Here is a 15,747-nt window from a genome sequence, read left to right on the forward strand (position 1 = left end):
AGAAAAGGAGATGTCTACATGAAACGTCGTGTTGTTGTTACGGGTGTTGGGGCTTTAACACCACTAGGGAATGATGCTAAAACATCATGGGAAAATGCTATTAAAGGTGTATCAGGAATTGGAGAACTAACAAGAGTCGATAAAGAAGAGTTCTCTGCAAAAGTAGCAGCGGAAGTAAAAGACTTTGAAGTTGAAAAATATATGGATCGTCGTGAAGCTCGAAAGATGGATCGCTTTACTCAATATGCTGTTGCTGCTTCACTTATGGCTGTTGAAGATGCAAAGCTTGAAATTACAGAAGAGATTGCTCCAAACGTTGGAGTATGGATTGGTTCTGGTATCGGTGGAATGGAGACATTTGAAAACCAGTTCACAACATTAACAGAAAAAGGCGCGCGCCGTGTGAGTCCTTTCTTTGTACCAATGATGATTCCAGATATGGCAGCAGGCCAAGTATCAATCGCTCTTGGAGCAAAAGGATTTAACTCTTGTACTGTTACAGCTTGTGCTACAGGAACAAACTCTATTGGAGATGCATTCAAAGTTATTCAACGTGGTGATGCTGATGCAATGGTTACAGGAGGAACAGAAGCGCCAATTACAAGAATGTCACTAGCTGGTTTCTGTGCAAACAAAGCTTTATCAACAAATCCAGACCCAAAAACAGCTTGCCGTCCATTTGATAGTGACCGCGATGGTTTTATCATGGGAGAAGGCGCTGGAATTCTTGTACTAGAAGAGCTTGAGCATGCACTTGCTCGCGGTGCTCACATTTATGCTGAAATTGTTGGTTATGGTGCAACAGGAGATGCGCATCATATCACTGCTCCAGCTCCAGGTGGAGAAGGTGGAGCTCGCGCAATGCGTATGGCTCTTGAAAATGCAGGATTGAAACCTGAAGATATCGATTATATTAATGCACACGGTACAAGTACAGAGTATAACGATAAATATGAAACAATGGCAATTAAAGAAGTGTTTGGTGAACATGCTAAAAAACTTGCCATTAGCTCAACAAAATCAATGACAGGTCACTTACTTGGAGCTGCTGGTGGAATTGAAGCAATCTTTAGTGTGAAAACGATTGAAGATAGCATTATCCCACCAACAATTAACTACCAAACTCCTGATGAAGACTGTGATTTAGACTACGTACCAAATGAAGCTCGTTCTCAAGAAGTGAACGCAGTATTAAGTAACTCACTTGGTTTTGGTGGTCATAATGCAACTCTTATCTTTAAAAAATATCAATAAAGGCTAGACTTCAAAGTGCTCTTTCAACATTAAATGAAAGAGCGCTTTTTTGTGCATTTTCCTTTTCCTCGCATATGATGTCATAAAAGCATAAAGGAGACTTAAAATATGCAGGTTATGAAGATGTATGAATGGGAAAAGGAGCAAGTAGTTTCAAAGCTCATCCCTTTTTTTAAAGGATATGACAACCAGCACATCTTAACTCTTTTACAGAGGAATGGAATGCTTCCCATCTCTCAGTGGGAAAAGGAAAAGATATGTCCTATTTTTTCAAAAGAAGTGCTTTTATGTATTAAGAAAACGTATAGGGAATTGCAAAAAGAATGGGAAGGTCCAAACGTTCCCCTTTTTCTTGCACCACTAGACGTAATGAAGAAAAAAATGGTTCGCACCCAGCGTGGAAAATCAGGCTTAGCCTTTAATGATAAAGTGTTTCTTTTCTTGAGCGAAAGTTTACCTTTAAAAGAGATTCAGGCAGTTCTTGTACACGAATATCACCACGTATGTCGATTACACAAAATAAATAAAAAAGAAGAAAACTATACACTCATTGATTCTATTATAATGGAAGGACTTGCGGAGTCTGCTGTTCAAGAATACGTTGGAGAAGACTATGTTTCTTCTTGGGCTTCATACTATACAGAAAAACAGGCTCATCATCTGTTTAAAAAGGTAATTAAACCTTCTCTACATGTAAAAAAAAGAGAGCGAGCTCATGATCAATTGCTTGTGGGAGGGGGATTTATGCCAAGGATGATTGGGTACCATGTTGGTTTTCAAATTGTTCAAACTCTACTTTCAAACCAATCTTACAAAATGAAGGATTTATTTTTTTTAGACGGGCAGAGCATACTAGAAAAGTCAAAGTGGGCTGAGGAAAACTTTTCATAAAACTTTAAAAACAACGTTTTATAGGAGAGTAGAGGGGGGAATTTTATTACAAAGGTAGTAAGTAAGTTGGAGTCTTTTTAAGATTACCTTTCTCTTTGGTAGCATCTTCTTAAACCTTTAAAATACATTTCTTTTCTTTCATATATCGAAAAATGTAGAGGAATGTTGGATAAAATATATGTTGAAATAGAATAAAAAGAGTTTTCTATGCCTATACTGATTTTTAATAAACCGTGATAAAGCGAGGGATAAAAATGCTATATCTTCATGACGTATGGGTCAATTGGTTTGAGGGTGAAGAAAATGGTTACAATGTATGTTCATTTCATGAATGGAGAAAAGAAGATACTGTAGAGTTGTTAGATCAGGCTCCGCTTCTTAAAATTAATTCTCTGCTTTTTGATTACATTGAAAACGACTTAGCGGAGCTTCCAGAGCAGCTTTTATCTGATATCTATCAAAAAGCATATATCAGAAAAAATCATGAACGTATTCAAATGGACTATTGTTTTATTGTCACAGATGGGAAAAATATTTTAGCTATTGATACAATGGGATATCAAATCCCAATTCGCAAAAGTCGCCTTATTCCAAGGCAAGAGCAAATTGTCTATGAGATGGTGAAAGACGAAAAAGAACTTGTCTTCCAATTTGATAAAGAACAGCTCTTGAAAAAGGAACATCATATTTTATCGCCGTCTCCTATATTAATGAATGGCTTAACACGAAAAGAAAGACAGCTTAAGCAACTTCTTTTTATGGCTTTAGATCAACTACATACATCAAAGAATACAGCTCAGCTTCGCTATTGGTACACAGAATGGAATCCAAGTGAGTATGAAGTAATTCAAACAATGGCTTTTAACGAAGTGTGGGAGCGACTTTACGAAGAAACAAAAGAAGGATGGTCAGGACGACACCTTTTACTATGCGAACGACTTGTAAAAGGACAACCATTCTTTGAAAAACTGTGGGAAATGGAACAAGAATCAAAGGTAAATTAAAAAAGGCTGCATTTGCAGCCTTTTTTTTAGCGTTTGCGTCCAATTCCCATTGCATTACGCATTTTTCTAAGCATTTTATTTGCTGTTTTGTTCGCTTTTTCAGCACCTTGATCTAAAATGTCATCAAGTTCTTTTGAATCAATAAGTTCGTAATAGCGTTTCTGGATAGGAGCAAGAGCGTCAATTACGACTTGTGCTAAATCACTTTTGAACTCCCCGTAGTTTTTCCCTTCATATTGAGCTTCAAGTTCTGCAATTGTTTTATTTCCAAGGATAGAGTAGATACCAAGTAAATTTGAAATGCCTGGTTTTTCTTCGCGATTATATTTTACGATGCCTTCTGAGTCTGTTACAGCACTTTTAATTTTTTTCTCAATTTGCTTTGGCTCATCAAGCAACGTAATAAAAGCTTTTTGGTTTGGATCTGATTTACTCATTTTTCTAGTTGGATCTGCTAGTGACATAACGCGTGCACCTACTTTAGGAATACGCGGTTCTGGAATTGTGAAGATATCATTGTGTTTCCTATTAAAACGCTCTGCTAAATCACGCGTTAATTCAATATGCTGCTTTTGGTCTTCACCAACAGGTACAACATCTGTTCCATAAAGTAAGATATCTGCAGCCATCAATGGTGGATATGTGAGCAGTCCTGCAGAAACAGCTTCTTTTCCAGCTGATTTATCTTTGAACTGTGTCATTCTTTCAAGTTCTCCAATATAAGCAACACATTGTAGCAACCATCCTGCTTCAGTATGTGCTGGAACTTCCGATTGAATAAACAGCGTTGATTTTGTTGGATCAATCCCAACTGATACATAAAGAGCTGCTAAACTGCGGATATTTTTGCGAAGTGCTAGCCGATCCTGAGGAACTGTAATTGCATGCTGATCAACAATGCAAAAATAACAGTTATACTCCTCTTGTAAGTCTACAAAATGTTTCATTGCTCCAATGTAGTTCCCTAATGTAACGGAACCGCTCGGCTGAATGCCTGAAAAAATAGTTTCCATTTGTTTTTCATCCTTTCTTTATTGAACGCTAAAAAACCGATTCATCTCTAGTAAATACTAGGGACGAATCGGTTCGCGGTACCACCCTACTTGCTTTTAAAAAGCCAGCTCGTATTCAGTAACGTTGAATAATACGTCTAAGCTTTGCACTTAGAAGCTCAAAAGTCCATTCCATATGAGTAACTGTTTGTTCACACCAACCACAAACTCTCTGAAAAAGTTACATTTCATATGTACTATTCTTTCTCATTGCCTGATATTAAAACTCTGCTTCTATTATACATAAATGATTCGAATTCTCCAAACTTCAAAATAATAAAACTTTTGTGTAATATTATCTCCCATACTATATGCGAAAAGCTTTTTAGGTAAAGTCATTTCGGATTCCTAAACATTGTGAACTAGCTATATGTTGGTTGTTTCACAAGAGGCATATAGGGTTTAGCTAGCAATTTCTATCTTACAACTTCTTTTTTTTTATGAAAATTATAGAAAATTAGTATTGCAATAAATTTTTAAACTATTTATAATAAACGTAATCCACAGTTATTTTACAAGTTCATTACAACATTTTAATTTTCAGAAAAGAACAAATAAATGGTCAATTCATCCTTATGAGCGCAATGTTATAAAACATTACATAATAAAATGAATAAGAAGCCATTCATCTTTTATCTACTAAAAGATCTACTAATTAATGCCGTCCCTATTCTGAAAATTTAGATTAGTAGGAACTTATGCGTGTGATTGCTGACAAATAGAAAAAGGGGGAAACAATCGTGCAAAAGAAACGATGGGCAATGCTTACAAGTTTACTACTTGTTTTTACACTTGTCTTGAGCGCATGTGGATTCGGTAGTAAAGAATCCTCAAGCGGTGGAGACGGAGGTGATGGTGGTTCTAAGGACACGTTGAAGATTAACATCGGAACTGAGCCATTTTCACTACATCCTGGTTTAGCAAATGATAACGTATCAAGTAACGTTTTATTACAAACATTTGAAGGGCTAACGCGCATTGGAAAAGATGGAAAACCTGAAAATGCGATGGCTGAAAAAATTGAAACTAGTGAAGACAAGAAAACATATACTTTCACAATTCGCGATGATGCGAAATGGTCAAACGGAGATCCTGTAACAGCAGGAGATTTCGAATATGCTTGGAAATGGGCATTAGACCCGAAAAACCAATCACAATATGCTTATCAGCTTTATTATATTAAAGGAGCAGAAGAAGCAAATACAAAAGGTGGAAGCCTTGATGATGTTGGCGTAAAAGCAGTTGACGACAAAACATTACAAGTTGAGCTTATAAACCCAACACCGTTCTTTGAATCGCTAACAGCATTCTACACGTATTATCCAGTCAACAAAAAAGTGGCTGAAGCAAACCCTGAATGGTACACAAATGCTGGTGAGAACTATGTATCAAACGGACCATTCAAAATGACAAAATGGAAGCACGGTGGTTCTATTACAGTAGAGAAGAACGATCAATATTGGGACAAGGATTCTGTAAAGCTTAAGAAGATTACAATGGCAATGGTTAAAGATGCTCAAACCAACTTAAATATGTTCAAAAAAGGTGAAATTGATTGGGCTGGTCTTCCGTTTGAAGCTCTTCCAACAGAAGCGATTCCTAGTTTAGAGAAAGATGGTTCATTGAACGTTGAACCAATTGCCTCTGTATATGTGTATAAGTTTAATACAGAACAAAAACCATTCGACAATGTTAATATCCGTAAAGCACTAACTTACGCAATTAACCGTCAAGCAATTGTAGAAGAAATAACACAGGCAGGACAACTTCCAGCAATGGCACTTGTACCGCCAACAATGGAAGGTTTTAAAGATAATGAAAAAGGCTATTTCAAAGATCATGATGTGAAAAAAGCAAAAGAATATCTTGAAAAAGGCTTAAAAGAAATGGGTCTTAAAGATGCATCAGAACTTCCAAAAATCAATCTTTCTTACAACACAGATGACGCACATGCTAAAATTGCGCAAGCAGTTCAAGAAATGTGGAAAAAAGAGCTTGGTGTTAACGTTGAGCTAGATAACTCAGAGTGGAACGTATACATTGATAAACTTCATAGCGGAAACTATCAAATTGGACGTTTAGGATGGCTTGCGGACTTCAACGATTCCATTAACTTCCTTGAGCTTTACCGCGATAAAGAAGGCGGAAACAATGATACGAATTGGGAAAATCCAGAATACAAAAAACTTCTAATCGACTCTTCGAAAGAAACAGATCCGAAAAAGCGTGAACAAATGCTAAAAGATGCTGAAGAAATTATTATGGATGAGTTACCAATTGCACCAATCTATTTCTATACAAACCCATGGCTGCAAGATGAAAACTTTAAAGGAGCTGTCTTATCAGGACTTGGTGATGTACAGTTCAAATGGGCTTACTTTGAATAAAAAGTAATTTCATAGTTTGAAGGCGGAAAGTATATGAGAGTCGTGTTCTCATATACTTTTCTGTCTGCAAAACGCAAAATTTGTCAAAACGTGGAGGTGTAGTGCTTTGTTAAGATACATTGGAAAAAGACTAGTTTATATTCTTATTACACTATGGATTATTGTGACAGCTACGTTTTTCCTTATGCAAGCAGCACCAGGGGGACCGTTTTCCGGAGAGAAAAAGCTTCCACCTGAGATTGAAGCAAACTTAAATGCACATTATGGTCTAGATCAGCCGCTTTATAAGCAATACTTTGATTACTTAGTTTCAGTAGCACAGTGGGATTTTGGCCCATCATTTAAATATAAAGGTCAGACGGTAAACGACCTCATTAATTCAGGATTTCCGATTTCTTTTACATTAGGAATGGAAGCGATTCTACTTGCTTTAGCACTAGGAGTGCTATTAGGAGTTATTGGAGCATTAAATCATAATAAATGGCCGGATTATACGGTGGCCATTATTGCTGTACTTGGAATATCTATCCCAAGTTTTATTATGGCAGCTGCTCTTCAGTATATCTTTGCCATGAAGCTAGGTTTATTCCCTGTTGCACAGTGGGAGTCATGGGCACATACATTTTTACCAACACTAGCCCTTGCTGCAACTCCGATGGCATTTATTGCTCGACTTACTCGTTCTAGCATGATTGAAGTACTAGGAAGCGATTATATTCGCACAGCAAAAGCTAAAGGATTAAGTAGAGCAAGAGTAACCATTACGCACGGCATTCGTAATGCAATGCTTCCGGTTATTACGTATATGGGACCTATGACTGCTGGAGTATTAACAGGAAGTTTTGTTATTGAAGATATCTTTGGAATCCCCGGTCTTGGGGCGCACTTCGTTAACAGTATTACAAACCGTGATTATACAGTGATTATGGGCGTTACCGTATTCTTCGGTGTCATCTTACTATTGTGTGTATTACTTGTTGATATTCTATACGGATTTATTGATCCACGTATTAAAATCTCCAAAGCGAAGAAAGGAGCTTAACTCATGCAACAAATTCCAAAAGACATGTTTGAACCTGTATCTACTAATCATAATGAGGCTGAGAAAATTTCAAAGCCGAGTCTATCATTTTGGAAAGATGCTTTTCTTCGCTATCGAGAGAACAAGCTTGCAATGTTTGGTACAGTATTGATTATTCTTCTCTTAGTAATGGCTATCTTTGCTCCCGTATTTTCAAAATATGACTATGAAACAACAAATTTATTAAATACAAATCAAGCTCCTTCAAGTGAGCACTGGTTTGGAACAGATGACCTTGGACGAGATATTTTCGTCAGAACATGGGAAGGGGCACGTATCTCTCTTTTCATCGGCCTTGCCGCTGCTTTTATTGACCTAATTATTGGAGTGATTTGGGGAAGTATTGCAGGTTTTCGCGGCGGGAAAACCGATGAAGCCATGATGCGGATTGCAGATATTTTATGGGCAATTCCTTATCTGTTAATGGTTGTTCTTTTAATGGTTATTTTGGATAAAGGACTGCTTCCAATGATTATTGCAATGTCAATTACAGGATGGATTAATATGGCTCGTATTGTACGTGGGCAAGTGCTCCAATTAAAAAACCAAGAATTTGTGCTTGCTTCTCAAACATTAGGGGCAAAAACAAGCCGCTTATTGTTTAAACACCTTATTCCAAACTCAATGGGTCCTATTCTTGTAACAATGACGTTAACGATTCCAAGCGCTATTTTCACAGAAGCATTTCTAAGCTATCTTGGCCTTGGGGTTCCAGCTCCATTAGCAAGTTGGGGAACAATGGCAACAGAAGGAGTACCAGCCCTTGAATACTATCCATGGCGCTTGCTTTTCCCAGCCACGTTTATTTGCTTAACGATTTTTGCATTTAACGTAATTGGAGACGGACTGCGTGATGCGTTAGATCCAAAACAAAGAAAATAAGGGAGGGTGAAAGATGTCACATTTACTAGAAGTGAAAAACTTATCAGTATCATTTAAAACATACGGTGGGGAAGTTCAAGCGATTCGAGGCGTGAATTTTCATTTAGATAAAGGTGAAACACTTGCGATTGTAGGGGAATCTGGATCAGGGAAAAGTGTAACATCACAAACAATTATGAAACTCATCCCAATGCCTCCTGGTTTTATTAAAAATGGGGAGATATTGCTTGATGGAGATAATCTTGTTCCAAAAACAGAAAAACAAATGCAGGCTATCCGTGGAAAAGATATCGGGATGATCTTTCAGGACCCAATGACAGCTCTTAACCCAACAATGAAAGTTGGAAAACAAATTACAGAAGTTCTTTTCAAACATGAAAAAATTTCAAAAGAGGCTGCAAAAAAACGTGCAATTGAGCTATTAGAGCTTGTTGGGATTCCAATGCCTGAAAAACGAGTTAATCAATATCCTCATGAATTCAGCGGTGGAATGAGACAGCGCGTTGTTATCGCTATTGCGCTTGCTGCAAAACCGAAGTTGTTGATTGCGGATGAGCCAACAACAGCACTTGATGTAACAATTCAAGCTCAAATTTTAGAGCTTATGAAAGATTTACAAAAGAAAATTGATACAGCCATTATTTTCATCACGCATGATCTTGGAGTTGTTGCTAACGTAGCAGACAGAGTAGCGGTTATGTATGCAGGGCAAATTGTTGAAACAGGAACAGTCGATGAGATTTTTTATAATCCAAAGCATCCATACACATGGGGACTGCTCGCTTCAATGCCAAGTCTTGATAACGATGCGCAAACAGAGCTTCTAGCTATTCCTGGCACACCTCCAGACTTAATTAATCCGCCAAAAGGAGATGCTTTTGCGCTAAGAAGTTCATATGCGATGAAAATTGATTTTGAACAAGAACCACCAATGTTCAAAGTGTCAGACACACACTTTGCAAAGACGTGGCTTTTACATCCAGACGCACCAAAAGTTGAACCACCACTTGCTGTTCAAAAACGCATTAAAGCACTTAATACAAGTTACGATAATCCAGTATTAATTGAGGAAGGTGAGCAAAATGGCTGAGAAACTGCTTGAAATTCAAAATTTAAAACAGCATTTCCCATCTTCCAAAGGAACGGTAAAGGCTGTTGACGGGATTACATTTGATATTTATAAAGGAGAAACACTGGGGCTTGTAGGAGAGTCAGGGTGTGGGAAGTCAACAACAGGCAGAAGTATCATTAGACTTTATAATGCAACAGATGGGAAAGTTCTTTATGAAGGAAATGATGTTCACGGTAAAAAATCACGCTCAGAGTTATTGCAGTTCAACCGAAAAATGCAAATGATTTTCCAAGATCCTTATGCGTCTCTTAATCCACGTATGACCGTTGGCGATATTATTGCGGAGGGCATTGATATCCATGGATTAGCGAAAAACCGAAAAGATCGGATGGAAAGAGTGTATAGTCTTCTAAATACAGTTGGATTAAATAGAGAACATGCAAACCGCTATCCGCATGAATTTAGCGGTGGACAACGTCAAAGAATTGGTATTGCACGAGCGCTTGCTGTTGAACCTGAGTTTATTATTGCAGATGAACCAATCTCAGCTCTTGATGTATCAATTCAAGCTCAAGTTGTAAACTTATTGAAAAAACTGCAGCGTGAGCGTGGATTAACATATTTGTTTATCGCTCATGATTTATCAATGGTCAAATATATTAGTGATCGAATTGCGGTAATGTACTTTGGAAAAATCGTTGAGCTCGCAACAAGTGAAGAGCTTTATCGTAATCCAATACATCCATATACAAAAGCCCTTTTATCAGCTATTCCGCTTCCAGATCCTGATTTTGAACGAAAGCGTGTAAGACAATCATATGACGTGACAGTGCATGACTATACAAATGAAACACCTTCACTTCAAGAAGTTGCTGATGATCATTTTGTTTATTGTTCAGAGTCAGAGCTTATTCAATACCAAAAAGATTATTATAAAAGTTAGCGAGCATACTCTTTTAGAGTTTGCTCTTTTTTAGATTTCAAAGAAGTTTAGGTTTTCTTCTTCGCGGGTATGGGAAGAATGGTTATAGAGCGACTCACTTTTTCATTTAGATAAAAGGGAGAACGCTAAAAAATAAGGGAGGACTACTATAAGACAATGAATTGGTATGAGAAACTGAGCGAATATTTTCCGGTGGAGGAAATGAAATCAAAGGACCATATTGAGGCACTTCTAAGTGAACAAGGAGATATTTATCACAAAGATGAAAGTTCAAACCACGTTTTAATGTATGTGGAATTTGATGAGTTTTTATTTATTGATTATTTATTCGTATCAGGTAAAGCAAGAGGGCAAGGTCTTGGTAATAAACTCCTTGATAAACTCAAAGATAAAAGAAAACCAATCATTCTAGAAGTGGAACCCGTTGATGAAGATGATCATGACACAGAAAAACGACTGCGTTTCTACAAGAGAGCAGGTTTTAAACATGCTCGTTCAATTGGATATCGTCGCCGTTCCCTCGCTACAAATGAAGTGAATACAATGGAGATTCTATATTGGTCACCTAATGAAGAAACAGAAGAAGATATTTTAGAGCATATGAAAAGAACGTATGAGACGATTCATACGTATAAAGATAAACAATGGTATGGCAGATCTTATCTGAATGCTGATGAAGTATTAAAGCTTCGTGAAGAAGAACATGATAATATTTTAGATGATTTATAAAAAAGACAGGATGAATATTCATCCTGTCTTTTCTTTTTTCTTTATCCTTCTTTGTTCGAACATATAGTATAAAGTCGGAATGAAAATGAGCGTAATAAAAGTAGAAACTGTAAGCCCAAATATAATGACAATTGCCATTGGACGCTGGATTTCTGTGCCTTCTCCAATCCCGAACATAAGGGGAAGAAGGCCAAGAACAGATGTTAGAGCCGTCATCATAATAGGACGGAGTCTTGTAGGACCAGCGAGTAAAATGGCTTCTTTGGCATCGTATCCTTCTTCTCTGAGCTGCTTTAAATAGTCTATAAGCACAATGGCATTATTAACAACAATGCCTGTCAAAATAAGAATTCCAACAAGAGAACCAACGCCAAGCGGTTCATTTGTGATTAAGAGCCCAAGAATAATCCCAATGAATGTTAATGGAACGGAAAACATAATTAAAAAAGGATGAAAAAACGATTCAAACTGAGCAGCCATTACCATATAAACAAGTACAACGGCAAGCGCAAGGGCAAGAGATAATTTATAAAAAGCATCATTCATTTGTTCATTTTGTCCGCCAAAGGTTACTTTGTATTGATCATTTGGTAACGGTAAGTTTTCTTTCAATGTTTTTTCAATATCTTTCGTAATTGTACCGAGATCCCGATTAAGAATATCGGCATTCACCGTAATTTCTCTTACTCTGTCACTTCTTGTAATTTGAGAAGGACCTGTATCTCTTGAAATGGATGCAACGGCTTTTAAAGGAATAGATGTCCCCACTTGTGTTTGAATGGTAAGATTCTCAAGCTCCTCTGTTGAGGAAATGTACTTTTCGTCTACGAGAAGGCGAACATCAAGCTCTTCACCAACGTCTCCTGAAAGTTTTGTTGCAACAAGACCTTTAGTGGCGTCTGAGACTGTTTGAGCAACAGAGGCATTACCAATTCCATATTGAGCTGCTTTATCACGATTAACAGAAATACTAACTTCAGGATTTCCTTCTTCATAATTTGCTTTTGGTTCTCTTATTCCATCTACTTTTGAAATAAGGTTAATTGTTTGATCTGAAAGGCTTCGCAATGTTTCAAGATTAGGACCTGATATTTTCAAAGAAATAGGATTAGCAGAAAAACCAGAAGTACCAGAGGAAACCGTAATATCTGCGTTTGGGATGCTTTTTAACTTCTGACGAATGTCCTCTGCAATTTCTAAATCGGTTCTTGAACGATTTTCGATATCTGTTAATAAAACGCTATAATTTGCTTCATTATTGCTATTTCTGCCCCCCATTGAAAAGCTGCTGCTGCCACCAATCGTAACGTACGTGTTCGCAATTTCTTCAACAGGTCTTATTTTCTCATTAATTTCCTTTACTTTTCGGTACGTTTTCTCAACTGTACTTCCAGGAGAAAGTTCAGCCTCAATAGACAGATAGCTTTGATCTTGTGAGGGTAAAAACTCTGTGCCAATAAAAGGTACTCCTGCAAAGGAAAGAAGAAAAAGAACAATAACAACACCGACCGTTTTTTTCGGATGTTTTAACGAAGCGGAAAGCAGTGCTTTATAGCGATTGTTGAATTTATCGAAGACACTTTTTTTCTCCTTCTCCTTTAACTTTAGAATTAGAGAAGAAAGAAGAGGAACGATAATAAGGGCTGTAAATAGAGCAGCAAACTGAGAGTATGAAACAACAAGAGCAAGAGGTTTAAAGAGTTGAGCAGCAAGGCCATCGACAAAGATAATCGGTAAAAATACAACAACGCTTGTAAGAGTAGAAGCAATAATTGCCTGTCCAACTTGATTGGTACCTTTTATAGCGGCGTCTTTTTTTCCTTCTCCTTCTTGTCTTAAACGATAAATGTTCTCCAAAATAACAATGGCATTATCAACCATCATTCCGACACCTAAGGCAAGCCCACCAAGCGTCAATAAATTGAGTGTTTGGTTACTGAAATACATAAAAATAAATGTTGTCATAATGGACAGTGGAATCGCTAAGGAAATAATCATTGTACTTCTAAAGTTTCGCAAAAATAGAAAAAGAACGAAAGCAGCAAGTAAACTTCCTACGATCATATTGCTTGATACAGCAGAAATGGATTGGTTAATAAACATACTTTGATCGAAGATGGTCTGAATCTTAATGTTGCTTGGAAGCTCTTCTTTCAACTTTTCTATCTCATTATGAATATTCTTAGCAACTTGCACTGTATTTGTTCCGGACTGTTTTAAAATAGAAAGGCCAACAGCATCTTTTCCATTTAAATAACTTAATCCATTTTCTCTTTGTTCTTTTTGCTCTATTTCTACTAAGTCGTTTAAAAGAACAGTTCCTTTCCTAGTTGGAATGGGAAGCATTTCTAAATCATTTAAAGAGCCAAACTTACCTGTAATGCGAATTGGCAGTGTTTCTTGGTCATCTTCTACATTTCCGCCAGGTAAATCAATATTCTCTGACCCAATGATTTCTTGTAGATTCTTCAATGTGATGCCGTAAGAAAGTAGCTTTTGCGGATTTGTAATAAGTTGAACTTCTTGTTCTGGTCCACCTTCAATAGAAGTTGAGGCAATTCCATCGAGCCGGTCAACCGCTGTCTTTACTTCCTTTTGGGCTACTTCTTTTGCGTTTTCAATATTTCCCTTTGTATCTGTTACAGCAAGCTGCATAATGGGAAGGTCACTTGGGTTAAAGCGAAGTACTTTTGGTGTTTGGACGCCGTCTGGCAAAACATCACGAACAGCATCAATTTGTTCTCTCATTTTTAGAGTGGCAAAATCCATATCTGTTCCCCAATTGAACTGAACAAGAACAAGAGCACCGCCATTTTGAGAAACAGAAGAAACTTTTTCGATATTTGGAATGGTCCCCATTGCTCCTTCAATTGGTTGGGCGAGTAAATTTTCTACTTCTGTTGGACTTGCTCCATCATATGTAGCTGTTACAACGGCTGTAGGAAACGTAAGCTCAGGAAATAAATCAATAGACATGTTTTTAACGCTAACACTGCCAAGGATAATAAGAAAGAAAATAACCATTGACATAGCAATAGGACGAAGAACAGAGAATTGGACAATTTTCATGAAACGTCTCCTTTAATCACTTCTATATCACTGGTGTCTTTTACATCTTCTTTTCCTTCAATAATTACAAGGTCTCCTTTTTTTAGCCCTTTTTTCACTTCATATGCATTATTACTTTTTATGCCAAGTTCAATTTCTCTTCGTTGTGCTTTATCATCATTTACAACATAAACGTATGGTTTAGATTTGTTATAAAGCAAAGCTTCTACTGGAACTGTAAGAGCATCGTGGACTTCTTGAACAGAAACTGAAGCAGAAACTCGAACACCACCTTTAATAGCACCGTTTTCATTTTGTACAGAAATGGAAGCAGGAAATAGGCCTGTCTCTGGATTTGCTGTTGGAGAAATGCTTGTAACCGTCGCTCGGTAGTTTTCTTTAATTCCCTCAAAGGAAAGGGTGGCATTCATATTCGGTTTTATTTCTGCTACTTCATAGCTGTTCAGCTGAAAGGTTGCCTTTATTGTATCCTGATTCACAATGACAGCAGCGGGAGAATTTGGTGAAAGCGGACTTCCTTCTACAGCTGCAATATCTGCAACTTGTCCACTGAAAGGAGCGTGAAGTACAGTGTTTTCAACCGCTGTCTCAGCTTCACCAACCGCTGCTTGAGCTTGTTGTTTTTGTAGATTCAACGTTTCTGCCGGGACAGTTGCTGTTTGGTTTTCTAGAATCTTTTGAGAAAGTTGAGCTTGAGTTACCACTACTTCTAGTCCTTTTGCTAAAGCTTCTTGTTGTACTTTTTCTCCTTGCTCCATTCCCTCTAACAGAGATTTAGAAGCAGAAATAGAGGTTTGCAAATCTTTACGAAGCTTTTGAACTTCAGCACCAACGTCTTCATTTTTGGTTTCATTTAAGGTGGAATCAATAGATGATAATGTATCCGAGGCTGTATTAAGCTGTTGCTGAGCTTTTGTATTGTTAAGCGTAATAAGCACATCTCCTTTTTCTACGCTATCGCCCACTTTAACATGAACTTTTTCCACAGGAAGGGGGAGAGAGGTTACAATAGGAGCCTGTTTGGCAGGCATAGCTACGCCTGATAGTTCCATTATCCCTGATATATCTTGTTCTTTTACTTTGGCTGTTTGAATGGGAATGGCTGTTTTCTCATTATTATCAGTTGTAATTTCTTTTGGAGCACAAGCAGCTAAAGTAAGAATACTGGTTATTAACCATAACTTACGCATATGTTCACCGCCTTGATGAGTTTATGTAGTATCTCTTCATAAATAAGTGAAATCATATTTAACGTGCGCTCTTTTTCAACTTTTATAACGAAAAGAGAGGAATATTCCTTCAAGTAAGCCAAATTTTACAGGAGAATTTCCTTTTTAAGAAAAGAAAAATAATTTGTTCAAAAAGTTGTCACGAATATTTATC

General features: G+C 37.3%; 12 protein-coding genes and 1 other annotated feature. Of the genes, 9 read left to right on the top strand and 3 right to left on the bottom strand.

Translation table 11 applies throughout. The features are described 5' to 3' along the window. Positions 1-18: 18 nt before the first annotated feature. The 3 genes from fabF (at position 19) to BM012_RS14635 (ending at position 3,149) form a co-directional block, all read left to right on the top strand. A complete protein-coding gene (gene fabF, locus BM012_RS14625; protein ID WP_019393840.1) occupies positions 19-1,254 on the top strand; it encodes a beta-ketoacyl-ACP synthase II in 1,236 nt (411 codons plus the stop codon). 108 nt (positions 1,255-1,362) lie between these two features. Beyond that, positions 1,363-2,145, top strand: a complete 783-nt coding sequence (locus BM012_RS14630; protein WP_061803296.1) for a DUF2268 domain-containing putative Zn-dependent protease — start codon at positions 1,363-1,365, stop codon at positions 2,143-2,145. A 254-nt stretch (positions 2,146-2,399) separates the two neighbouring features. After that, the gene (locus BM012_RS14635) at positions 2,400-3,149 is read left to right on the top strand and encodes a YjbA family protein (RefSeq protein ID WP_061803297.1); all 750 of its coding nucleotides are present in this window, start codon (positions 2,400-2,402) and stop codon (positions 3,147-3,149) included. A 26-nt stretch (positions 3,150-3,175) separates the two neighbouring features. Here the strand turns inward: BM012_RS14635 and trpS are convergent, their stop codons facing one another. Then, positions 3,176-4,162, bottom strand: coding sequence for a tryptophan--tRNA ligase (gene trpS / locus BM012_RS14640; RefSeq protein WP_040057151.1), 987 nt, complete (start codon positions 4,160-4,162; stop codon positions 3,176-3,178). A 56-nt stretch (positions 4,163-4,218) separates the two neighbouring features. Further along, positions 4,219-4,421 (bottom strand) — a binding site (T-box leader). Between the two features lie 541 nt (positions 4,422-4,962). Here trpS and BM012_RS14645 point away from each other — a divergent pair. From BM012_RS14645 to BM012_RS14670, 6 genes are all read left to right on the top strand, one after another. Then, positions 4,963-6,588, top strand: a complete 1,626-nt coding sequence (locus tag BM012_RS14645; protein ID WP_061803812.1) for a peptide ABC transporter substrate-binding protein — start codon at positions 4,963-4,965, stop codon at positions 6,586-6,588. A gap of 106 nt (positions 6,589-6,694) precedes the next feature. After that, positions 6,695-7,630 carry an ABC transporter permease gene (locus tag BM012_RS14650; protein ID WP_061803298.1) on the top strand — a complete coding sequence of 312 codons (936 nt, stop codon included), beginning with the start codon at positions 6,695-6,697 and terminating at the stop codon, positions 7,628-7,630. 3 nt (positions 7,631-7,633) lie between these two features. Then, positions 7,634-8,551: an ABC transporter permease gene (locus tag BM012_RS14655; RefSeq protein ID WP_061803299.1), complete on the top strand. Its 918-nt coding sequence runs from the start codon at positions 7,634-7,636 to the stop codon at positions 8,549-8,551. A gap of 13 nt (positions 8,552-8,564) precedes the next feature. Then, the gene (locus tag BM012_RS14660; protein ID WP_061803300.1) at positions 8,565-9,641 is read left to right on the top strand and encodes an ABC transporter ATP-binding protein; all 1,077 of its coding nucleotides are present in this window, start codon (positions 8,565-8,567) and stop codon (positions 9,639-9,641) included. Next, entirely contained in the window at positions 9,625-10,566 is a 942-nt protein-coding gene (locus BM012_RS14665; RefSeq protein WP_277949786.1) for an ABC transporter ATP-binding protein, read from the top strand. Before BM012_RS14660 ends, BM012_RS14665 begins: the two co-directional genes overlap by 17 nt. Positions 10,567-10,722: 156 nt before the next feature. Continuing rightward, entirely contained in the window at positions 10,723-11,295 is a 573-nt protein-coding gene (locus tag BM012_RS14670; RefSeq protein WP_019393831.1) for a GNAT family N-acetyltransferase, read from the top strand. Positions 11,296-11,313: 18 nt separating this feature from the next. On the opposite strand, the gene BM012_RS14675 is transcribed toward BM012_RS14670, so the two are convergent. Beyond that, positions 11,314-14,364, bottom strand: a complete 3,051-nt coding sequence (locus BM012_RS14675) for an efflux RND transporter permease subunit (RefSeq protein WP_061803302.1) — start codon at positions 14,362-14,364, stop codon at positions 11,314-11,316. Further along, on the bottom strand, positions 14,361-15,554 hold the full coding sequence (locus tag BM012_RS14680; RefSeq protein ID WP_061803303.1) for an efflux RND transporter periplasmic adaptor subunit: 1,194 nt from the start codon (positions 15,552-15,554) through the stop codon (positions 14,361-14,363). Before BM012_RS14680 ends, BM012_RS14675 begins: the two co-directional genes overlap by 4 nt. Positions 15,555-15,747: the final 193 nt, after the last annotated feature.

This window comes from Priestia endophytica DSM 13796 (assembly GCF_900115845.1).
In the GTDB taxonomy this organism is placed as follows: Bacteria; Bacillota; Bacilli; order Bacillales; family Bacillaceae_H; genus Bacillus_I; species Bacillus_I endophytica.